This is a genomic window from Photobacterium sp. 2_MG-2023 (genome assembly GCF_030547675.1).
Classification (GTDB): domain Bacteria; phylum Pseudomonadota; class Gammaproteobacteria; order Enterobacterales; family Vibrionaceae; genus Photobacterium; species Photobacterium arenosum.
In genome coordinates, this window is record NZ_JAUOQQ010000010.1 from 99402 (window position 1) to 121205 (window position 21804).

The 21804-nt window shown below is 51.6% G+C and carries 20 protein-coding genes; 8 read left to right on the top strand and 12 right to left on the bottom strand.

Features of this window, described 5'->3' with window-relative positions; genetic code table 11:
- Positions 1-12: 12 nt before the first annotated feature.
- Genes napA through napF form a run of 3 tightly spaced genes read right to left on the bottom strand, consistent with a single transcriptional unit; the run spans position 13 to position 3321 of the window.
- Positions 13-2499 carry a periplasmic nitrate reductase subunit alpha gene (gene napA / locus Q4491_RS10225; protein WP_218383789.1) on the bottom strand — a complete coding sequence of 829 codons (2487 nt, stop codon included), beginning with the start codon at positions 2497-2499 and terminating at the stop codon, positions 13-15.
- Entirely contained in the window at positions 2496-2825 is a 330-nt protein-coding gene (locus Q4491_RS10230; protein ID WP_303457224.1) for a chaperone NapD, read from the bottom strand. Before Q4491_RS10230 ends, napA begins: the two co-directional genes overlap by 4 nt.
- A gap of 7 nt (positions 2826-2832) precedes the next feature.
- Positions 2833-3321 (bottom strand): ferredoxin-type protein NapF, encoded by a 489-nt coding sequence (napF, locus tag Q4491_RS10235; RefSeq protein ID WP_192014662.1) that lies wholly within the window; start codon positions 3319-3321, stop codon positions 2833-2835.
- Between the two features lie 238 nt (positions 3322-3559).
- Here napF and narQ point away from each other — a divergent pair, with 238 nt between their 5' ends.
- The 6 genes from narQ to Q4491_RS10265 all read left to right on the top strand — a co-directional run bounded on the left by narQ (position 3560) and on the right by Q4491_RS10265 (position 8477).
- Entirely contained in the window at positions 3560-5311 is a 1752-nt protein-coding gene (gene narQ, locus Q4491_RS10240; RefSeq protein ID WP_303457227.1) for a nitrate/nitrite two-component system sensor histidine kinase NarQ, read from the top strand.
- Positions 5304-5939 carry a response regulator gene (locus tag Q4491_RS10245; RefSeq protein WP_218383792.1) on the top strand — a complete coding sequence of 212 codons (636 nt, stop codon included), beginning with the start codon at positions 5304-5306 and terminating at the stop codon, positions 5937-5939. Before narQ ends, Q4491_RS10245 begins: the two co-directional genes overlap by 8 nt.
- A 108-nt stretch (positions 5940-6047) precedes the next feature.
- Entirely contained in the window at positions 6048-6395 is a 348-nt protein-coding gene (locus Q4491_RS10250; RefSeq protein ID WP_161455596.1) for an ArsC family reductase, read from the top strand.
- A gap of 45 nt (positions 6396-6440) precedes the next feature.
- Entirely contained in the window at positions 6441-7574 is a 1134-nt protein-coding gene (gene dapE, locus Q4491_RS10255; RefSeq protein WP_303457231.1) for a succinyl-diaminopimelate desuccinylase, read from the top strand.
- The gene (locus Q4491_RS10260; protein WP_237794774.1) at positions 7571-8260 is read left to right on the top strand and encodes a M15 family metallopeptidase; all 690 of its coding nucleotides are present in this window, start codon (positions 7571-7573) and stop codon (positions 8258-8260) included. The genes dapE and Q4491_RS10260 overlap by 4 nt, the downstream gene beginning before the upstream one ends.
- A gap of 1 nt (position 8261) precedes the next feature.
- Positions 8262-8477 carry a DUF2897 family protein gene (locus Q4491_RS10265; protein ID WP_192014657.1) on the top strand — a complete coding sequence of 72 codons (216 nt, stop codon included), beginning with the start codon at positions 8262-8264 and terminating at the stop codon, positions 8475-8477.
- Between the two features lie 48 nt (positions 8478-8525).
- Here the strand turns inward: Q4491_RS10265 and Q4491_RS10270 are convergent, their stop codons facing one another.
- The 6 genes from Q4491_RS10270 to Q4491_RS10295 all read right to left on the bottom strand — a co-directional run bounded on the left by Q4491_RS10270 (position 8526) and on the right by Q4491_RS10295 (position 14912).
- A complete protein-coding gene (locus Q4491_RS10270; protein WP_192014656.1) occupies positions 8526-9782 on the bottom strand; it encodes a glutamate-5-semialdehyde dehydrogenase in 1257 nt (418 codons plus the stop codon).
- Positions 9783-9868: 86 nt separating this feature from the next.
- Complete coding sequence (gene proB, locus Q4491_RS10275) at positions 9869-11029, bottom strand: glutamate 5-kinase (RefSeq protein WP_192014655.1); 1161 nt, start codon at positions 11027-11029, stop codon at positions 9869-9871.
- A gap of 118 nt (positions 11030-11147) precedes the next feature.
- Positions 11148-11552: a sigma factor-binding protein Crl gene (crl, locus tag Q4491_RS10280; RefSeq protein WP_192014654.1), complete on the bottom strand. Its 405-nt coding sequence runs from the start codon at positions 11550-11552 to the stop codon at positions 11148-11150.
- Between the two features lie 137 nt (positions 11553-11689).
- Positions 11690-12946, bottom strand: a complete 1257-nt coding sequence (gene frsA, locus Q4491_RS10285; RefSeq protein ID WP_192014653.1) for an esterase FrsA — start codon at positions 12944-12946, stop codon at positions 11690-11692.
- Positions 12947-13112: 166 nt separating this feature from the next.
- Entirely contained in the window at positions 13113-13571 is a 459-nt protein-coding gene (gpt, locus tag Q4491_RS10290) for a xanthine phosphoribosyltransferase (protein ID WP_192014652.1), read from the bottom strand.
- 51 nt (positions 13572-13622) lie between these two features.
- Positions 13623-14912, bottom strand: coding sequence for an NCS2 family permease (locus Q4491_RS10295; RefSeq protein ID WP_192014651.1), 1290 nt, complete (start codon positions 14910-14912; stop codon positions 13623-13625).
- Between the two features lie 1034 nt (positions 14913-15946).
- On the opposite strand from Q4491_RS10295, the gene Q4491_RS10300 reads away from it, so the two are divergent.
- Together Q4491_RS10300 and Q4491_RS10305 are read left to right on the top strand one after the other, a co-directional pair.
- The gene (locus Q4491_RS10300; RefSeq protein ID WP_303457245.1) at positions 15947-17590 is read left to right on the top strand and encodes a methyl-accepting chemotaxis protein; all 1644 of its coding nucleotides are present in this window, start codon (positions 15947-15949) and stop codon (positions 17588-17590) included.
- Positions 17591-17720: 130 nt separating this feature from the next.
- Positions 17721-19181: an aminoacyl-histidine dipeptidase gene (locus tag Q4491_RS10305; RefSeq protein ID WP_192014649.1), complete on the top strand. Its 1461-nt coding sequence runs from the start codon at positions 17721-17723 to the stop codon at positions 19179-19181.
- Between the two features lie 69 nt (positions 19182-19250).
- Here Q4491_RS10305 and dinB read toward each other — a convergent pair whose 3' ends face one another.
- The 3 genes from dinB to Q4491_RS10320 form a co-directional block, all read right to left on the bottom strand.
- Positions 19251-20333 carry a DNA polymerase IV gene (gene dinB, locus Q4491_RS10310; RefSeq protein ID WP_303457248.1) on the bottom strand — a complete coding sequence of 361 codons (1083 nt, stop codon included), beginning with the start codon at positions 20331-20333 and terminating at the stop codon, positions 19251-19253.
- 144 nt (positions 20334-20477) lie between these two features.
- Positions 20478-20699 (bottom strand): (Na+)-NQR maturation NqrM, encoded by a 222-nt coding sequence (gene nqrM, locus Q4491_RS10315; protein WP_027253869.1) that lies wholly within the window; start codon positions 20697-20699, stop codon positions 20478-20480.
- 14 nt (positions 20700-20713) lie between these two features.
- Positions 20714-21697, bottom strand: a complete 984-nt coding sequence (locus Q4491_RS10320; RefSeq protein WP_225445067.1) for an FAD:protein FMN transferase — start codon at positions 21695-21697, stop codon at positions 20714-20716.
- Between the last annotated feature and the right edge of the window lie 107 nt (positions 21698-21804).

Consider the following 21804-nt stretch of genomic DNA (forward strand, 5'->3'; position numbering starts at 1 on the left):
GGTCGACTCCCTTTACGCCTTTCTGATCTTGATTGGACATTTTTTATAGTCTGTCTGTTTTGACAGGGGATCAGTGGCATCCAGTACCAGTTTGTTGATCAACACCCGGGCATCAAAGAAAGGAACAAAAACCAGTCCGACCGGTGGTCTGTTACGGCCCCGGGTATCCACCCGGCAACGCACCTCACCGCGACGGGAGGTCAGAATGACTTCATCGCCCCGGCGCAAATTGCGTTTTTCCGCATCATCAGGATGGATGTAGCACACCGCATCCGGCACAGCTTTGTACAGTTCAGGTACCCGGCGGGTCATGGTGCCGGTATGCCAGTGTTCCAGTACCCGGCCGGTACACAGCCACATATCGTATTCTTCATCCGGTACTTCCGGCGGCTGTTCATAAGGCGCAAAAATAATATTGGCTTTGCCGTCTGGCTGACCGTAAAAGTAAAAACCTTTTCCTTCAGGCACATAAGGATCTGATCCTTCGGCATAGCGCCAGCGTGTTTCCTTACCCTCAACCACAGGCCAGCGTAAACCACGGGCTTTGTGGTAATCATCGTAAGGGGCTAGATCATGACCATGACCGCGGCCAAAGCTGGCATATTCTTCAAACAGCCCTTTCTGAACATAATACCCCTGCGCTTTGGCATCATCATTAAGCGCCTGCGCTTGCTCCAGCGGGAACTGATCCACCTGGCCGTTACGGAACAGCACGTCATACATCGTCTTGCCTTTGTACTCCGGCATGCTATTGAGCAAAGCCTCGTCCCACACCTCTTCCATTGTGAAGCGTTTACTGAACTCCATGATTTGCCAGAGATCCGATTTCGACTCACCCGGTGCAGCCACCTGCTGATACCACGCCTGAGTACGACGTTCAGCATTGCCGTAAGCGCCCTCTTTTTCGACCCACATGGCCGTTGGCAGTACCAGATCCGCAGACTGGGCAGTGGCTGTCGGATAAGGGTCTGAACACACAATAAAGTTGTCCGGGCTACGGTAGCCCGGCAGACGCTCTTTGTTGATATTCGGACCTGCTTGCATGTTGTTGTTGCACATCACCCAATAGGCATTAAGAACGCCATCACGCAGCATGCGATCCTGTTGCACCGCATGGAAACCAGGCTTTGGCGGAATAGTGCCTTCAGGCAGCTTCCATATTTTTTCTGCCGTTGCACGGTGTTCAGGATTAGTCACCACCAGATCCGCCGGCAGGCGGTGTGCAAACGTACCGACTTCACGCGCGGTGCCGCAAGCCGACGGCTGCCCGGTCAGAGAAAACGGACTGTTGCCGGGTTGGGAAATTTTCCCGGTCAGCAAGTGAATGTTGTATACCAGATTATTCATCCAGACACCGCGAGTATGCTGGTTCATACCCATGGTCCAGAGTGACATCACTTTGGTGTCCGGATCAGCATAATACCTGGCGAGTTCGATCAGCTTGTCTTTCTCCACGCCGGACATTTCAACGGTTTTTTCCAGCGTGTATTCAGACACGGATTTCTTGTATTCCTCAAACGTCATGTTATGCATGACGCCTGAGTTAGGATGCGCAGCGGCTTTTTGCAAAGGATCATCGTCGCGCAGACCATAGCCGATATCGGTATCAGCACGTTTGAAATGAGTATGTTTATTGACGAAATCCCAGTTCACCGCATCATTTTCAATGATGTAGTTGGCAATGAAGTTCGCGATAGCCAAGTCAGTCTGTGGGTGGAAGATCATCCCGTTATCCGCCAGCTCAAATGAGCGGTGATAATAGGTCGATAACACGTTGACCTTGACATGAGGGTGGCTGAGCCGACGGTCTGTAATACGCGTCCACAATATAGGGTGCATCTCGGCCATATTCGAGCCCCAGAGCACAAACGCATCGGCATGTTCAAAATCATCGTAGCAGCCCATGGGTTCATCCATATTGAACGCACGCATAAAGCCCACTACAGCCGACGCCATACAGTGTCGGGCATTCGGGTCAATGTTATTTGAACGGAACCCTGCCTTCATCATTTTGGAGGCCGCATAGCCTTCCATCACTGTCCATTGACCAGAGCCGAACATACCGACACTGGTTGGCCCTTTGGCTTTCAGCGCTGCTTTCCATTTTTCAGCCATGATATCGAACGCCTGATCCCAGCTGATTGGCTGAAAGTCACCCTCTTTGTGGTATTGGCCGTTCTTCATCCGCAGCAAAGGCGTTGTCAGGCGGTCAGCGCCGTACATAATTTTGGACAGAAAATAGCCCTTGATACAGTTAAGACCCCGGTTAACTTCAGCTTCTGGGTCGGCCTGAGTCGCTATCACCCTGCCCGCCTGCGTCCCCACCAGCACCGAGCAGCCGGTACCACAAAAGCGGCAAGGGGCTTTATCCCAGTGAATTTTGGTTTCATCCGAACTCACAATCAGATTGGTTGCCGATGCAGGCAGAGTGATCCCTGCCACGGCTGCAGCCGATGCTGCCGCATTTGCTTTAACAAACGCCCGTCTGGTCATTTTCATGGTGTGTCCTCAAAGTCAGGTCCCTGCTGCTCAACCTGGTGAAATACCAGAAACGTCGTCAGCACATCTTCAAATGCATTGATAGTGTCAATAATGTCTGTCACTTTTCTGTGGCTTGGCGTCTCCAGTACCACAACCAGTTTGCCAACAGGGCTTTCTCCATACACTTCGGCCTGTGGCAGTGCATTGATCTGTGCCTTTACCTGCACAAGCCCTTCTGGTTTGACATGCACCACCAGACTGGAAATATGAACTTCTTCAGGCAGAAATGAGGGTCCGGCAGATACCGCTGAACCTGAATGACAAGGTGCACTTCGTTGCTTCATAAGCGTGTTATTCCACTTTAGTGACAGACTGAATCTGAATGGCCTGAGTTGGGCAGACGGACAGGCAGGCACCGCAGCCGGTGCAATCTGCGTCACTGATTACCGGCTGAGCAACCTTTCCTGGCTGCAAGGCAAAGCGTATGGCCGAAGGTTCGCATTCGTCTCCGCACGTTCGGCAGTCCACACCTTGTTTCGCTAAACAGGCAGAAGACATTGTGATACTGACCTGCCAGGGCGGGTCTTGGCGCGGACGGAATAACGGCTCCGGACACGCCTGTGCACACTGGTAACAGAACGTACATTCACCACGTTGAAAATCGACCTGAGGGAAACCGCCATCGCCTTGCACAATGATGTCTGTCTCACAGGCATTCAGGCACGCCTGACAACGGGTACACTTGTCCGTGAACGCTTGATCGTCAATCATCCAGGGTAAACGAGGCGCTTGTAGCGCACTGTCTCGCCGGAGCCAGAATCGTCGTGCTAAATCAGCCATATGAATTACGTATTCGTTCCACTGCCTTTAAAAGGCAACACATTCAGTGATAAACAGTCAAAGTATAGACATATATTAGTTGTGGGTATTCTGGTCGTAACATACCCCTAAGGAGGTAATTCGGGCCTAAGCTTGTTTGAGATCAAGAAAGTACAACGCTTAACTTCACAAAATGCTCACCATCAGCGAAAACAGTCTAATTGAAATGGAAAGCCTCCCACGCTTAGCAGGAGAACGTGTGCCCAAACGTCCGGATTCATCTCCCTCAAATACCCTGCCAAGGTCAAGCCTGCTGGCCGGAAGTGTCACGGGAACGGTTGCCAGTGTCATGCTGGCAATTGTGTTACTTTCTCTGCTGACAACAGGCGCAACCATGTTTGCTGTCAATGCCAGCCGTTATGATGCTGAGGTCGTCAATCTGGCGGGTTCGCTGCGCATGCAGAGCTACCGGCTGGCATTCCAGCTGGCAGAAAAAGGGGAGGCGGATGCACAGGATATCGCCCATTTCAGCCAGACGCTGGCGACCCCAGCGATGACCTCCCTGTTCGGGCTGACCACCCCAGAAGATCTGACCCGAAGCTATCAGGCCATACTGGACGACTGGCAACGAATCAGTCCGGAACTGACAGGTCAGCACCCTGATTTTTTTATCCACCAGGTACCCGAATTTGTCGACCGAATCGATCACTTTGTCTATGAGTTACAAGCATTTTCAAAGCAGAAACTGCAGATAATGGCCATCATTGCCGGGCTGGGCCTGGGGCTGATACTGCTGCTGGCGTTATTTGCGATTCAGTACAGCCGGCGGTTTATTGTGCCACCGCTTTACAACCTGCTCATCGCCAGCCAGCAGGTACAGTCTCGCAATTTTGCCGTTCGGGTGCAGGAAGACTGCCAGAATGAACTTGGCACCCTGGCTAAAGCGTTCAATCAGATGGCTGAAGAACTGGGGCAAAGTTATCAGGCGCTGGAGCGCACCGTCGAAGAGAAAACGCACCGGCTGCAAGAAGCCAACAACGCACTGAAAACCCTGTATGACTGCGCACAGTTATTATCCATGAACCGCATTCAGGCCAAGCACTTCAGCCAGGTACTAGACCGGCTGATACAGCTGGAAGGCTTCGCCGCTATCAGGCTGGTCGTTGAAGAAGGGCAAGGTATACGAACGGAATTTCAGGCCGGAGAGCCGGCAGAGAATCAGTCCTGGCATCATCATGCGCTGAAGCAGGAGAACCAGCATCTGGGCACGCTTTGGTGGCAGCATACCTTGCCGTGTCCGGACCCGGCACTGATCATCAGTGTCGGCCATCTGCTGAGCCGCGCCCTCTACGCCCATCAGATCCAGGTCCAGAACGAGCAGTTGCTGCTGATGGAAGAAAGGGCCACCATTGCCCGGGAATTGCATGACTCACTGGCTCAGGCGCTGTCTTATCTGAAAATTCAGCTCACCCTGCTCAAGCGTCAGCTGGCCACATCACCGGCAACTGCCAATGGTGTGATCAATGATATTGACAATGGCCTGTCGCAGGCCTATCGCCAGCTTCGCGAATTGCTCAATACCTTTCGCCTGTCAGTCAAACCCGGCAAGCTGGGCGACGCCCTGAACGACATGCTGAGCGTGCTGCGTAATCAAACCAATGCCAGTATTTTGCTTCATAATCAGTTGCCCTCAATCCAGTTGACCGCAGCGCAGCACATTCACCTGCTCCACCTGACCAGAGAAGCGGTTATCAATGCTATTAAACACGCCGGAGCAAATACGATAACCGTTGACTGTCTTCAGCAGGGAAACCATGTACTGGTTGAAATTGCCGATGATGGCCAGGGGTTCAATCCGGATCACAGCAAGGCTGCCCATTACGGGCTGTCTATCATGAATGAACGCGCCGAGAGCCTTGGCGGCCAGCTGACCATTACCAGCGCACCGGGCAAAGGCTGCCTGGTTCAACTGAAATTTGCGTTACAGACACAGGATAATAACCATGAGTAACACGCCGGCATACCGGGTTTTAATTGTTGATGACCACCCTTTGATGCGTCGCGGTCTCGGCCAGTTACTGGAACTGGAAACCGGTTTTGAGCTGGTCGGTGAAGCCAGTAACGGCTATCAGGCTCTGGATGCTGCCAGCGAGCACGAACCCGATCTGATTTTACTGGATCTCAATATGAAAGGGCTCTCCGGGTTAGATACCCTGCGTGCGCTGCGTGAGCAGAACAGCCAGGCGATAGTCGTTATCCTGACTGTTTCCGATAACCCCAGTGATATTCGCGCACTGATCAAAGCCGGTGCAGACGGTTATCTTCTGAAAGATACCGAACCCGAGCAACTACTGGTATTACTGCATCAGGCCGTTGCCGGCCAGCAGGTATTCAGCCATCAAATCAGTCAGTATCTGGCAGACAGCGCCAACACCGGCGATCCACTCAGTACATTAACCGGCAGAGAGAAAGAAATTCTCCATCTGGTCGCTCAGGGTAAACGTAACAAAGATATTGCTGTCCAGCTGTTCATATCAGAAGCGACAGTGAAAGTGCATATCAAAAGCCTGCTGAAAAAGCTGGACGTCGGCTCCCGTACCGCGGCCACTGTCATCTACCTGCAAACGCAGGACAGATAGTCCTCATCCCGCATTTCAATCAGGGTTTGCCATTGCGAACCCTGCTCATTCCCGTTATAAAAGGGGCTTGTTTTATTATTCCTGCCAGACAGAAAAACAGGTTAGATTATGAGCACCATCGCCTACGGGATCAAAAACTGCGATACCATCAAGAAAATGAAAAAGTGGCTGGATGAGCAAGGCATCGAGTACCGTTTTCATGATTACCGTGCTGACGGCCTGGATCGCAGCCTCCTTGAAGCCTTTGAAGCCGAACTGGGCTGGGAAGCCTTGCTGAATAAACGGGGCACCACTTTCCGCCAGCTGAGTGACGAGCAGAAAAATACCCTCAACCGCGACAGCGCACTCACATTAATGCTGGAACAACCGGCCATGATCAAACGCCCTTTACTGGTTCACAACCAAAGTTACCACCTGGGATTCAAACCGGATCAGTATCAGGCCATTTTTGCTTAACGTTCACAATCACATTAACTACGCAATATTAAGAAGGAAACACGGATGTCAGACAGCCCAGTCATCGCCCTGGCCAAAGACCTTATCAGCCGACAATCAGTCACCCCAGCAGATGCCGGGTGTCAGGATGTCATGATTGCCCGACTGGAAAAACTGGGCTTCAAGATTGAGACCATGGTATTTGAAGATACCACCAACTTTTGGGCGCGCCGTGGCACAGAGGCTCCCTTATTTGTGTTTGCCGGTCACACGGATGTTGTGCCCGCCGGACCGGAAGCGCAATGGCACACGCCGCCGTTTGAACCCACAGTCATTGACGGTTACCTGCACGGCCGCGGCGCCGCCGATATGAAAGGATCGCTGGCCTGCATGATAGTTGCCATTGAACGTTTTGTGGCTGAGAATCCGGATCACAAAGGCTCTATCGCCCTGCTGATCACTTCTGATGAAGAAGGCCCCTTCATCAATGGCACAACGCGGGTGGTGGATACACTGGAAGCGCGTAATGAAAAAATCGACATGTGCATTGTCGGTGAGCCATCCAGCACCCATGAAGTCGGCGATGTGGTGAAAAACGGCCGCCGCGGCTCCATCACGGGCGATCTGATTGTTAAAGGTGTCCAGGGCCATGTTGCCTACCCTCACCTGGCCGATAATCCTGTTCACAAAGCGATGCCGGCCCTGGCCGAGCTCTCTGCCGCGGTGTGGGATAATGGCAACGACTACTTCCCACCGACCAGTTTTCAGATTGCCAATGTCGCTGCAGGTACAGGCGCATCCAATGTGATCCCCGGTGAATTCCACGTCCAGTTCAATTTCCGTTTCAGTACCGAGCTGACGGTGGAGGACATCAAGCGCAAAGTCCATTCAGTGCTGGATGCCCACGGGCTGGATTATGATCTTATCTGGACTTTCAGCGGTCACCCTTTCCTGACCGACGAAGGCACCTTACTGGAAGCCGTGGTCTGCGCCATTGAAGACGTGATTCACAAGCGTCCTGAACTGCTGACCACAGGCGGAACCTCGGATGGCCGTTTCATTGCCCGCACCGGGGCACAGGTGGTGGAACTGGGGCCGGTTAATGCCACCATTCACAAAGTCAACGAATGTGTGAAGATGGCCGATCTGGAAAAGCTCACCGATATGTACCAGAAAGTGATGGAAAAAGCCCTGGCATGACACTCAGTAAAAGCACACTGACGCTGGAGCAACTCACAGGGCTGGATGAAAGCCATCTCTGTGAGTATCAGCACCGCCTGATTCATCAGGACGTTCATGCTGCGCTGGCCGCCTTACAGCAGGCGGCCACTGACGCCGGGTTTGCGCTGACGATTGCCAGCGCTTTTCGCTCCTTTGAGCGCCAGATGCTGATCTGGAATAACAAGTTCAACGGCGTGCGTCCTATATTGGACAGCTGCAGCCAGCCGCTGGATACGAGCTGTCTGAGCGAGCTGGATAAGATCCGGGCGATTTTACGCTGGTCGGCCCTGCCCGGCGCCAGCCGCCATCATTGGGGGACGGATCTGGATGTCTATGCCAGCAACTGCCTGCCGCAAGACACCCAGTTACAGTTAGAGCCCTGGGAATACGAAGAAGGCGGACATCAGGCTGCATTCAACACCTGGCTGACGGACAATATGGGCCGTTTTGGTTTTTACCGGCCTTATGCCGTTGATTTAGGAGGTGTCGCTGTCGAGCCCTGGCATATCAGCTATTTTCCTGTCAGTCAGTCGCTTCGGGAACAGCTAACGCCAAGCCAGCTTGCCACTGTGATAGGCGATCAACCTGTTGCAGGAAAATCGCATATTCTGGCAAACCTTGATACGCTTTATAGTAAGTACATCAACAACATCTGTGAGGTCTGAGATGGAATGGCTGCTCAATCCCTGGGTTATCTCTATCATCATTGTGAGTGTGGTGGTCAGCAATATTGCCGCCATTAAATACACGGCCAATATGAAATTTGGCCGCCATGACAAAACCCAGGAGCTGTTACGAAAACAGCAGGAAGTCGAGAACCTGAAGCATAAACACCCCCAGGACGATGCAGCAGATCAGAACGATGCGACAGACAAAAAATAACCGGTTGCTTTGAACCGGTTATTTTACTCATTCAGCGCTGTCCTGGCCTCAGCGGCGGCACAGATAATCCGCTTGCCCAACCCACTTGTAGCTTGTCAGCTCTTCCAGCCCCATAGGGCCTCGCGCATGCAGTTTCTGGGTAGACACCGCAACCTCTGCGCCCAGTCCGAACTGTGCGCCATCGGTAAACCGGGTTGAAGCGTTGACATACACAGCGGCAGAACCTGCGGCATTGATGAAACGCTCAGCCGACATCAGATCATTGGTCAGAATGGCATCGGAATGGCTGGCATTGTGATCCTGCATATGACGGATAGCCGCTTCCACATCAGGCACCAGTTTCACCCCCAGGGTATAACTCAGCCACTCGGTATCAAAATCTCCCTCTTGTGCCTCGCGCAGCTGAGCGGCCTGACCTTGCAGCATCTCCAGCGCCTTACCCTCAGCGACCAGCGTCACTTTGTTCTGGTTCATGCGCTCTGCCAGTGCAGGCAGAAAATCGGCTGCCACCGCGTCATGAACCAGCAGTGTATCCAGAGCATTACAGGCGGACGGACGCTGCACTTTGGCGTTTTCCACCACATCCAGCGCGCGCACCAAATCAGCAGACTGATCGACAAAGGCATGGCTGATACCAAAGCCGCCGATAATCACAGGAATCGTGCTTTTTTCTTTACACATTTTGTGCAGGCCGGCACCACCACGGGGAATAATCATATCGACATACTGATCCATGGTCAGCAGCTCAGAGACCAGCTCGCGATCCGGTTTGGCAATATACTGCACCGATGCGCCAGGCAAGCCCGCTTTTTCCATCGCCTGCTGAATAACACTGACCAGCGCCATATTGGAATGGAAGGTTTCCCGTCCCCCGCGCAAAATGCTGGCGTTACCGGTTTTCAGACACAGCGCTGCGATATCAATCGTCACGTTCGGGCGGGCTTCATAAATCACACCCACTACACCTAACGGAACACGGCGGCGACTCAGGCGCATACCATTTTCCAGCACACGAGAATCCAACTCGGCACCAACGGGATCCGGCAAACCAATCACATTGCGCACATCACCGGCGATGGCCGCAAGACGCGATGCATTCAGCATCAGCCGATCCAGCAACGCCTCAGACATGCCGCTTTCGCGCGCCGCAGCCAGATCTTTTTCATTGGCTGCCAGAATTTCTGCCTGACGGGCTTCCAGTTCATCGGCGATAAACGCCAGCGCCTGATTTTTCTGCGCTGTTGCTGTCGTTGCCAGTGTAAAAGCAGCCTGCCTGGCTGCCTGTCCCATTGCTTGCAATTCCACCCTGTTCCCCTTTGTCGGTCTGTCTCTACCAAGTCAATTCAACCCAAGCCATCTGAACAGGCTTGGGGTTGATTATCTGTTTCTGGTTATATCAGTACCAGATCATCCCTGTGTACGGCAACCGGCCCGTATTCATAACCCAGCACCTTGTGGATATCCTGGCTGTGTTTACCGGCAATTTTCGCGATATCCAGGCTTGAATAGCGGCTAATGCCGCGGGCCAGCAAAATGCCATCAGCGCTGTATATGCGGGCCACTTCGCCCCGCTCAAACTCGCCTTTCACCGCAGTAATACCTTTCGCCAGCAAGCTGCTGCCGCGCTGTGTCACGGCCATAGCCGCCCCGGCGTCAACAATAATGTCCCCGGCAGGAGGAGGACCGGCCAGAATCCAGCGCTTACGGCTTTCCAGTGGTGATTCCAGCGGCAGGAAATGCGTACCCAGTTGCTCGCCCTTCACTATTCCGGCAATCACTTCCGGTCTGCTGCCCGCAGCAATAATTACTTCAATCCCTGCCCGGCGGGCTACATCAGCCGCCTGCAGTTTGGTCGCCATACCGCCTGTGCCTAATCCACCGACACTGCCACCGGCCAGCTTACGCAGGGTTTCATCAATGGTATGGACTTCACGTATCAGTTCCGCATCCGGGTTGCTGCGCGGGTCGGCAGTAAACAGCCCTGGCTGATCGGTCAGCAGCAACAGCTTGTCTGCACCGGCCAGAATACCAACCAGCGCAGAGAGGTTGTCGTTATCACCCACTTTAATTTCAGTCGTTGCCACGGCATCATTTTCATTCACGACAGGAATAATCCCGTGCTCCAGCAAGGCCAGCAGCATATCCCGGGCATTGAGGTAACGCTCTCTGTCATTAAGATCTGCACGGGTTAACAGCATCTGACCCACATGCAGGCCATAAATACTGAAGAGCTGTTCCCATTCCTGAATCAAACGGCTCTGGCCCACAGCTGCCAGCAACTGCTTACTGGCCATGGTTTTCGGCAACTCGGGGTAACCCAGATGCTCGCGACCTGCAGCAATGGCGCCGGAAGTCACAATAATCACCTGATGCCCCTGCTGTCGTAAATGAGCACACTGACGAACCAGTTCAACCATATGGGCCCGGTCCAGTTTGAGGGTGCCGCCAGTCAGCACACTGGTCCCCAGTTTCACCACTATGGTCTGTATTACAGCTTTCTCTGTATGGTGAGCACTTTGCTCACTGGCGTGTTTTTCGTGATTGTCTGCCATGAAGATTCAAAAAGGATGCGGATGAATGGCATTTGTTTTATCAACCCCGACCGTAAAGCACAAGAAAAATGCGCCGGTAGCGGCGCATTTTCTGTTTTTTCAGGGTTTAATACTAAAATCAGGCCGAAACGGATAAAGTCGGTGCTGACAGATCCGATGCCGGGCTCAGCGTCAGCGAGTATTCCTGATCAAGCAAAGTGATAAGCTTCTGATAAAAATCATCCAGAGTCTGCTGAACTGGCTCAAGGTGTTTGGCCGGCACTTTATCTTCCAGCCAGTCGCCATTGATGTCATAACGCCCGAAATAATAGCGATACTGATAGCCGGCCGCTGTTTCAACCATTTCCAGCCACCAGCCCCAGAACTCACGTTCTTCCGGTGCTTTCTTGGCATTAATGCAACTGGCAAGACAATCGAAGAAAAAATGCCCTTCGGATGAGTGCTGCTGGCGAAGATACGGGCCAAGCGCGGTCAGCTTGGTCATCAGGCGGCCATGAGGAGGAAAAATGACTTGTGTTGGCATAGCATGTCCATCCTTAGTCGGAGTTCAAAAAAAGCGCAACTTTCTGAAAATATCCCTTGTTGGAATGACCATTTAACGCACAAGGCCAATGAAATGGCAACATATTATTTACATCCTCGGACCAGACAAAGCGACCTTTACAGTGTGTCCTTCAACCAGTCGACTACCGTGCTCATCGCTCTGTGGTAGCCATCGTGCAAAGGTGCCGCAGGTACAGTCACCGCTTTCCCGCCCCGGCTTGATAAAGCAATCAGCTGGTTATCCGTCTCAGGGCAAACAGGATCATCTTTTAAACTGACGCCCAGCATAGGGATGTCGACTTTACGACGGGCAAGCAACCCCTGCTGCTTGAGCGACCAGGCGCTCATATGCGAAACCAGGCTTGCTTTAGACACCCAGTTTTTCCCCATCCGTGAAGCAAACATGTCCAGATACATTCTGGGCATACTGTTCAGCAACTTAGGCTGGCTCAGTAATCCATGAATAATACCGCCAATACTGATGCTGGTTTTCAGCCGTGTCGGCTCCAGAAACCCCAGCCGGATAGCAGCATTGCCGCCAAAGCGTATCCCCAGCATCGCAACCCTGTTATGGTCAACCCAGGGCACATCACGCACCTGTTGCAGCAATGCCTGATGAAGCCGGCTGGTATCTTCGGTTAATGGCCAGGCCGCACTGTGGCCAACCGATGGCATATCCAGTGTGATCATCGCAAAACCGGCCGGTCCGAAGTAATCCTGATACAAGGGCCACAGCTCAGTCTGCAATGTATCCAGACCACCACTGACAATCACGGTCGGCAACAGCTTGTCGGTACAAGGCAAGTGAATAAAAGCCTGAAATTTTTTGCCCTGGTAGGAGACATCAATGGTTTTCACCTGATGCGGCATCAGTTCGGTGGCATCTTTGTAGGTCAGGGTCGCCTGAAGCTCCGCCTGGGCGGCCAGCTCATCCCCCTTCAGGTGCGGATAGGCCGCAATACCATAATGGGTGCTCGCTTTAAGCAGCAGCTTAGCGGCCTGTTCTTTGTCGCCTTTATCCAGGCTCTCGCGGCTTAAGCGCTGGTATTTACTGCCCAGCTGCGACCATTCATAGACCCAGTTACCAGGCTTGTAGCCGATCACTGTGTCCAGCAGCTCATCATTGGTACGTTGTGCTTCGGCACTGGCAATTTTGGCAAAGACACTTTCCATTTCAATAGGATCAACGCCTTGCCAGATCCATTGCGGACGTCGCAGAACCCGGTACCAGCCGCTTTCACTGTCCCCATCAAGCGCGTTATGAACTTCCTGGGATGAAGTATGGGCCAGTTTAACCAGACTCGAGGTTTCTTTGGTCGTTTGACGAGGAGCAAACAATTTTTCAGACAAGTTTACCTTAGAAGGCTCAGACACAATTGACTCCTGCATTTGTCGGTTCAGAACCTGCTACCGCCACCACAGCGATAACATTAAATCTGGCTATATTGTATATGTTTTCTCAGCCATTACCCCAAACGGCAGGCACAAAAAAAGGAGCCTGTTCGCTCCTTTTCGAAAAAATGCCGGGCAGCTGTTTTACTTAGCGCTTGGCAATTGGATCAACATAAGTCACAGCCATATCCCAGGGTTGCTCAATCCAGGTATCCTGAGCAATATCGACAACATAATCATCAACCAGATGTTTACCGGCAGGTTTGGCGCACACGGTAACGAATTTTGCTTTCGGGTACATAGCACGGATCATTTCAGCCGTACCGCCTGTATCCACCAGATCGTCCACCACGATAAAGCCGTCACCATCACCCTCTGCTTTTTTCAGTACTTTCATATCACGCTGATGATCGTGGTCATAGCTTGAAATACAGACTGTATCAACATGACGAATACCCAGTTCACGCGCAAGAATGGCAGCCGGTACCAGACCGCCACGGCTCACAGCGATAATGCCTTTCCACTGCTCAGCCGGCAGCAGCTTCTCAGCCAGCTGGCGTGTGTAACTCTGCATGTTGTCCCAGGTGATGACGAACTTATTACTCATATCCGATGAACCTCTAAATCAGCGAATAAAAACCGCTGGTCGATAAACAAATTATAAAAAGATGATTTTAGCTGCAAACAGCACGGCAATAACCCAGACGCTGATATTCACCTCGCGTCCTTTACCACTGAGCAACTTGATCGCTGCATAGCTGATAAAGCCCAGCGCGATCCCTTCTGCAATGGAATATGTTAACGGCATCAGCAGGCAGACCACAACGACAGGTGCCGCTTCTGTTAAGTCACGCCAGTCAATGCTGTTCAGCCCCGACATCATCAGGATGGCGACGTAAAACAATGCGCCGGCCGTCGCGTAAGCAGGTACCATGCCCGCCAGCGGCGAGAAGAACAGCGCGAGCAGGAACAAGACACCCACAGTCACAGCCGTCAGACCGGTCCGACCGCCTGCCGCAACACCAGCAACACTTTCAACGTAAGACGTCGTGTTGGATGTTCCCAGCAGTGCACCCACGGAGGTTGCGGTACTGTCTGCCAGCAGCGCACGACCCAGGCGCGGCATCCTGCCGTCTTTGTCGACCATGCCAGCTTTGGTGGTTGCCCCCACCAGCGTCCCGGCGGTATCAAACAGATCCACAAACAGGAAAGCAAAGACGATCGACACCAGGCCTACATCCATGGCACCGCTGAAATCCAGCTGCATGAAGGTTGGCGCAAGACTTGGCGGCAAAGAAACAATGCCGTGGTACTGGACGTCGCCAAACAAAATCCCCAATGCCGTAATGATCAGAATGGCAATCAGAACCGCAGCTTTTAAACCGCGATGAACCAGTGCAATGGTCAGAATGAAACCCAGCGCTGCCATGGCTGCCGGGAAACTGGTGAAGTCACCAACCTGAACCAGCGTTGCCGGGTTATCGACGACAATCCCCGCACTTTGCAAGGCAATAAATGCCAGGAACAACCCGATGCCCGCCGTGATGCCCGTCCTCAACGAGAGTGGTATGGCATGAATTAACCACTCACGGACTTTCAACAGACTGAGCACGATAAAACACAGGCCCGAGAAGAAGACCGCCGCCAGCGCCACCTGCCAGGTATGACCCATTCCCAAAACTACGGAATAAGTGAAGAAAGCATTCAGCCCCATGCCCGGCGCCTGAGCAACCGGATAATTTGCCACTAAGCCCATCATGAAACAGCCGATCATCGCCGCCAGACAGGTTGCAACAAAAACGGCCCCTTTATCCATTCCTGTCGCCGCCAGCATCGACGGGTTCACAAAGATGATATAGGCCATCGTCAGGAAGGTCGTCGCACCAGCCAGCATTTCGGTACGAACATTGGTCCCGTTTTCATTTAACTTAAACAGCTTCTCTAGCATTGCTCTCTGGTCCTTGGAGAAAAGTGTTTGCTACCTCTGAAACGCAAAAAGTATAACAGCAAATAGTAAACGATTGCGTCACAGTAATTTTGGGGGGCGATTATAGGCTTATCAGTAGTAAATTACCAGACGGGTCAGAAATATCAGTCAATGTCAGATATATGGCTGATTTTAATCCAACCCAACACCGAAACCCCATTAAATATGATAAAAACCAACAAGTTAAAATTAACCATTCATGATTGATATTTAAGCGATTAAATTTTTCACAGCAAAAGCAAACGCTTAATCATATATAAAGAGTGAAGTCTTTACTCTGTTAGGCAGGGTGTAATCGAATACATTCCTTTTCACAACATTATCATCAAAAATGCCGGGTGAAAGTAAAATGAGTTAAGCGGAAGATAAAAAAAACGCCACCCTTTCCCGGGTGGCGGCAAAACTAAGTCATCGGGTCTCTGTCGGCAGCAATCACTGCAGCAGAGCAATTATCTGATTAGTCTTGAAAGTTAGGGGGTGAACATCTGTTCGCAACGCTAAAGTTGCAGGCACATCAGGGGGATGTGTGCCGTGAGCAATTCAATTATCAGTAACCAAAAGATCGCGGGTAGCTAAACGCACCACTGAAAACGCCTTTATTGTTCCAAAATTTTGCTGTGGATTCATATACATTCATGACAACGACTTCCTAATATATTTTTATTGCCTGGAGGCTAACTGAGAGCAACCTGGCCACCAATCTCGGTTCCCTGGAGTTAATGCACTGACCTTTCCCTGTGCTAACTATCGTTTTTCAACTTGGGATAATAATAACTATATGGTAATTTAATTACAACTTTAATTTTAACTACGTCACACTTTTGTGAACAAACCTCTCAATAATACCCATTAACGGTAATTTATTACACCACGAACTATGTTAACCAGGCCATAAATCCACACAAATGAGACTAAAGTGGCATACCTAATTTCCGAAGAAGCAGACAACATCAGTGAAGGTCATTTGCCTGAGTGCAAGCAAGGAAGAAAGCGCTATGACAAAACTCCTTCACTTACGTTCACTATCTATCAGCAGCCGTCTGTATCTGCTGGGCTTGATCATTACCATTCTGACCCTGCTCCCTCTGATTACCTTTATATCTGGCTATCAGGAAACCCTTCTGGACCAAAAACGAGATAAAACCAGAAATCTGGTCGAGAGTGCCCACAGTTTGCTGGCTTACTACTACCAGCAGGAAACTCAGGGCCAGCTGACACGCATTGAAGCACAACAGCAGGCAAAACTGGCCATCGCCAGCCTTCGCTATGAAAATAATGATTACTTCTGGATTAACGATAACCATCCCAACATGGTGATGCACCCGTTCAAACCCGAACTGGACGGTAAAGATCTCTCCCAGTTCAAAGATCCGCTCGGCAACACACTGTTTGTCAGCATGGCAGACGTCGTCAGGCAGCAAAGCCAGGGCTTTGTCGATTATCAGTGGGAAAAACCAGGTCACTCTGAGCCTGTTGATAAAATTTCCTATGTAAAAGGATTTGCCCCCTGGGGATGGATTCTGGGATCTGGGATATATGTCGATGATGTCAAAGCGCTGTTTTACACAGAGTTACAACGCCTCGGGCTCATTTTGGCCGCTTCATTGATCCTGATGCTGCTTCTGGCCAAAGTGATAGGCCGCAGCATTACCGCCCCGTGTGAATCCACCTTGCTGGCCATGCAGGATATTTCCCGCGGTGAAGGTGATTTAACCCGGCGCCTGCCGGTTCAGGGTAATGATGAACTGAGCCTCATCGCTACTGCCTACAACCAGTTTGCCGATAAAATCACCGACATGCTGCGTGCTGTCGAACCCGTCAGTGAGCATATCAGTTCGGCCGCCAGTCAGCTCAATGCCGTCGCCAACACCACGGCCGAGAGTGCAAGTCAGGCGCATCAGGGGGTGGATTCCGTCGCCTCGGCCATGACAGAGCTGCATTCCAGTAACCAGGAAGTCGCACGCTCGGCAGCAACAGCTGCCGACGCCGCAACAACAGCGCAATCTCACAGTGAACAGGGGCTGAGTGTTGTATCTCGCTCGGGAGAGGAAATGCGTGCCCTGCTCGCCTTGTTGGATGAAACCAATAAAAGTGCGCAAGCATTGGCCGAAGACTCTGAAGCCATAGGAGCTGTGCTGGACGTGATCCGCAACATTGCTGAACAGACCAACCTGCTGGCCCTGAATGCCGCCATTGAAGCAGCCCGTGCTGGCGAGCAGGGCCGTGGTTTTGCCGTAGTCGCCGATGAGGTACGTACTCTGGCTACCCGCACTCAGTCCAGTACCAATGAGATAGAATCCATTATCACCCGGCTGCAGAATCGCTCCAGCAATGTCAGTAACGCCCTGATCCAGACAAGTGAGCAGTCAGCCAGTACGGTAAAACATGCCCAGGATGTCGCCAATGCACTGGAAGCGATCAGTCAGCAAATTCATACTATTCGAGATCTGAATCAACACATTGCCGATGCCAGCCAGCAGCAGTCCGATGCGACAGAAGCCATTAACATCAGCCTGTCGCAACTGAGTGAACACAGTCACAGCCATGTTTCACAGGGTCAGCAGATTGCGGCGGCCAGTGAGCAACTGCTCGCTAGTGGTCGTCACCTTAATGTACAGATCTCTCAATTTAAGATTTAGCGAAAAGCAAAGTGGATTAATAGCAAGCTCCCTGTGGCTGAGGTAAGATATTCATCTGCCTGTCCCGGAAATTCACCCTATGATAGTCCGGGTAAGGCAGCATGAATGACAGTTTATTAGGGAGAGTTCTGTGTCTGAAATCAGCCATCTTTCGCCACAAATCGTGTGGCAATTCTTTGATCAAATTTGCGCTATACCACACCCGTCCAAGCATGAAGAAGCATTGGCTCAACACATCATACGTTTTGCTGAAACCGAAGGCCTGGCCGTACGCCGAGATCCCACTGGCAACGTATTTATTACAAAGCCAGCCACTGCGGGAATGGAAAACCGCAAAGGCGTGGTGCTTCAGGCACACATTGATATGGTTCCGCAAAAGAATGAAGACACAGATCACGACTTTGCTGCTGACCCAATTCAGCCTTATATCGACGGTGAGTGGGTAACCGCCAGAGGAACGACCTTAGGGGCAGATAACGGTATTGGTATGGCAACTTGTCTGGCTGTACTGGCCTCGAAAGATATTGAGCACGGCCCTCTGGAAGTACTGCTAACTATTGATGAAGAAGCCGGTATGACAGGTGCATTTGGTCTGCAGGAAGGCTGGCTGGAAGGCGATATTCTGCTGAATACCGATTCAGAGCAGGAAGGCGAAATCTACATGGGTTGCGCCGGTGGCGTTGATGCCGAGCTATCTCTGGCGATTGAGCGTGAGACGGTTCCGGCAGAGCACACTGCTGTCAAACTGATGATCAAAGGCCTGAAAGGCGGCCACTCTGGCTGTGATATTCACACCGGCCGTGCCAACGCCAATAAGTTGCTGGGACGTTTCCTGTTTGCCCATGCCGCAGAGCTGGGGCTGCGAGTACACAGCCTCAAAGGCGGCACACTGCGCAACGCGATTCCCCGCGAAGCCTTTGCCATCGTTACGCTGCCAGCCAGACAGGCTGATGCGCTGCAGGATCGCTTCGGTCATTTCCAAAACATACTGAATACCGAGCTGGGTAACGTAGAAACCGGTATCAAACTGTCGGTTGAAAACAGCGAATTGCCTGTAGATGTGCTCTGTGCTGACAGCCAGCAACGTCTTCTGGCACTGATCAATGCCTGTCCGAACGGTGTTGTGCGCATGAGCGACGACATTCCCGGTGTCGTTGAAACCTCACTGAACCTGGGCGTGATCACCACAGAGACTGACCGCGTGACCCTGCTGTGTCTGATCCGCTCTCTGATTGACTCTGGCCGTAGCAGTGTTGAACACGCGCTGAGCGCCCTGGCCCAGCTGGCTGGCGCACAGTGTGAGTTCTCCGGCGCCTATCCGGGCTGGAAACCAGACCCGGATTCAGAAGTGATGCATCTGTTCCGCGACACTTACAAAGAGATTTACGGTAATATCCCGGATATCATGGTGATCCATGCTGGCCTGGAATGTGGCTTGTTTAAAGAGCCGTACCCAAACATGGATATGATTTCTTTCGGTCCGACCATTAAATTTCCGCATTCCCCCGACGAAAAGGTGAACATTAAAACCGTTGGCCTGTTCTGGGAGCAAATGGTCGCCATCCTGAAACAGATCCCGGTGAAAGCCTGATAAATGCAGCGGGGAGCGTATCCGCTCCCCTTTGTCTGTTCCGGAAAACCTGAGTTTCCTAAAACACACCTACCAGTCAAACGACAATTGCTGCGCTTTGACGCCTGATTCCAGCCCGACGCTGATACCAACTAAGCGAATTTCCCGCCCTTTTTGTCTGGTCAAGGCTTCGGTCAGTAAAGCGGCGAACTGCTGCTTCTGCAATACCGGTTGACTATGCTCGACCGTGGTTTGCTGGAAATCGGCGAATTTCACTTTGACTCCCTGACGGGCAATACGCAGATCCGGACGCACTTTTCTGAGCCGTGCTTCCAATTCAGGATACAGTTTCTCAACGACTTGCCAGCATTGAGCATAATCAACAATGTTGCGGGAAAAGGTTCTCTCGACACCCACAGATTTTCGCTCACGCGAGACCACAACGTCACGCTCATCAATGCCGTGTGCACGCGCCCACAGTGATTGGCCAAACTTGCCAAACTGCTTTAACAACTCCCGCCTGTCATAAGCTTGTACATCCTTGCCGAGATACAGGCCGATATCGTGCAGTTTTTGGATGGTGACTTTGCCAACTCCAGGTATTTTCTCCAATGGCAACTCGGCCACAAAATCAGACACGCCGGCTGGCGTCACCACATACTGACCATCCGGTTTATTCATATCGGAGGCTATTTTGGCAATGAATTTTACCGGTGCCACCCCTGCGGAAGCTGTGAGATGCAACTCTTCACGGATAGCCTGACGGATGTCCTGAGCAATTAAAGTCGCTGAACCTCGGTGCAGGTGGCTGTCTGTGACATCCAGATAGGCTTCATCGAGAGAAAGGGGTTCGATCAGCGAGGTATAGCGCCGGAAAATCGCCCTGATTTGATGCGAGACCTCTTTATAAACAGCCATCCTGCCGGGCACCAGTACCAGATCCGGACAGAGCTGCATCGCCTGAGCTGTCGGCATAGCAGAACGCACGCCGAATTGCCGGGCCAGATAATTACAGGTACTGAGCACTCCCCGCTGTTCAGATCGCCCACCGATAGCAATAGGGACATGTTGCAGTTCAGGGTTATCGCGCATCTCAACCGCCGCAAAAAAGCAGTCCATATCAACATGGATAATTTTCCGTTGATGGCTGTTGGTCACGTTTTTATCTGACATAACATCGGCTTTCAACATGTGACTGGATAATAGATAGCTGTATTTATACACAGTATTATATGTGCTCACCTTGCAGATAGCGAGCAACAAAAAGCCCGCGGTTTTAACCACGGGCTTTTTACTCAGCGAGAACGCCAGTCATAATCAGATGATCTGATTTTTCTTCCATTCTTCCTGCTTGGCGGCGCGAGCTTCACGTTTCAAACGCTTATCACAGGGCTCAGGACAGTCACATTCTTTTTCAATGCCAACCGCACCAAGGCCGCCGCAGCTACCAGCTACCGTTTTACGCTGGAAAATATAGCCGACAGCCATAGCGACTATGACCAACAGAAAAACACCAAAGGTTGTTACATATACCAACATACTATGCTCTCAACTTATTTCTTCTGCATGTAAGTCGTAAAGGCATCAGAGGCATATTCCTTAAAGCCTTCTTCCGTACTTACAATTAACAGAACTGGCAATTTTTCTTGGTTTGCCAGTGCAATTGCTTTCTCTTCTCCCATTACAGAAAATGCCGTTGCCAGAGCATCTGCTGTCATGCTTTTCGGATGCATCACAGTCACTGACACCACATGGTTGGTAATCGGCTTACCTGTTTTAGGATTTATCAGATGTGAATAGCGTACACCATTTTCTTCAAAATAGTTACGATAATCACCCGAAGTGGCCACCGCCATTTCCCCCGGCTCAACCACTTCCTGTATCGAACGGCTGCCATCTTCTGTTGGCTTTTCAATGGCTATCCGCCATGGAACACCTTCCAGATTCTTGCCTTTCAGGCGAATTTCACCACCGATTTCAACCAGATAGTCATTCACACCCAAAGAAGCAATATAGTCAGCCACAACATCGACGCCATAACCCTTCGCAATGGATGACAGATCAACATACAGTCCGGGCAAATCTTTTACCAAAGCGTTACCTTCGACTTTCAGATGCTCTATGCCGATTTCCTGACGTCGAGCACTCAGCTCTTCATCCGTCGGTACCACATCCGGACGGGCTTCCGGTCCGAAACTCCATAAGTTAACCAGGGGGCCAACCGTCACATCCAGCGCTCCATCCGTCAATTTTGCCAAGCGAATCGCTTCCCGGACGACTGCCGCCGTATCAGCCGACACAACAAACGGTTCACGGCTTTGATGCTGATTAAATTGGCTGAGCTCGGAGTCCTCACGATAGGTCGACATCTGATCGTTAACCAATTCAAGGCGGCGATCAATTTCTTTCTGAAGTGCCACTTCGCTCGGTAAGCCTTCCTGCTCAATCAACTTGATCGAATAATAGGTCCCCATTGTTGAGCCGGTCAGGTGAATTAACTGACGTTGCTCGCTACAGCCACTGACAACCAGTGCCATCACCAGCAGCACAGCTGCCCGGGTGAATAGTTTCATCATGCAGGGATCTCCCAAATACAGACAATGTCACTCAGTTACCGCTCACACGGCATTGATACGCGCTAAAG

Coding starts and splice junctions, on each gene's coding strand:
- napA (WP_218383789.1), bottom strand. CDS start 2,499: ATGAAAATGACCAGACGGGCGTTTGTTAAAGCAAATGCGGCAGCATCG.
- Q4491_RS10230 (WP_303457224.1), bottom strand. CDS start 2,825: ATGAAGCAACGAAGTGCACCTTGTCATTCAGGTTCAGCGGTATCTGCC.
- napF (WP_192014662.1), bottom strand. CDS start 3,321: ATGGCTGATTTAGCACGACGATTCTGGCTCCGGCGAGACAGTGCGCTA.
- Q4491_RS10245 (WP_218383792.1), top strand. CDS start 5,304: ATGAGTAACACGCCGGCATACCGGGTTTTAATTGTTGATGACCACCCT.
- Q4491_RS10250 (WP_161455596.1), top strand. CDS start 6,048: ATGAGCACCATCGCCTACGGGATCAAAAACTGCGATACCATCAAGAAA.
- dapE (WP_303457231.1), top strand. CDS start 6,441: ATGTCAGACAGCCCAGTCATCGCCCTGGCCAAAGACCTTATCAGCCGA.
- Q4491_RS10260 (WP_237794774.1), top strand. CDS start 7,571: ATGACACTCAGTAAAAGCACACTGACGCTGGAGCAACTCACAGGGCTG.
- Q4491_RS10265 (WP_192014657.1), top strand. CDS start 8,262: ATGGAATGGCTGCTCAATCCCTGGGTTATCTCTATCATCATTGTGAGT.
- proB (WP_192014655.1), bottom strand. CDS start 11,029: ATGGCAGACAATCACGAAAAACACGCCAGTGAGCAAAGTGCTCACCAT.
- crl (WP_192014654.1), bottom strand. CDS start 11,552: ATGCCAACACAAGTCATTTTTCCTCCTCATGGCCGCCTGATGACCAAG.
- gpt (WP_192014652.1), bottom strand. CDS start 13,571: ATGAGTAATAAGTTCGTCATCACCTGGGACAACATGCAGAGTTACACA.
- Q4491_RS10295 (WP_192014651.1), bottom strand. CDS start 14,912: ATGCTAGAGAAGCTGTTTAAGTTAAATGAAAACGGGACCAATGTTCGT.
- Q4491_RS10300 (WP_303457245.1), top strand. CDS start 15,947: ATGACAAAACTCCTTCACTTACGTTCACTATCTATCAGCAGCCGTCTG.
- dinB (WP_303457248.1), bottom strand. CDS start 20,333: ATGTCAGATAAAAACGTGACCAACAGCCATCAACGGAAAATTATCCAT.
- nqrM (WP_027253869.1), bottom strand. CDS start 20,699: ATGTTGGTATATGTAACAACCTTTGGTGTTTTTCTGTTGGTCATAGTC.
- Q4491_RS10320 (WP_225445067.1), bottom strand. CDS start 21,697: ATGGCACTGGTTGTCAGTGGCTGTAGCGAGCAACGTCAGTTAATTCAC.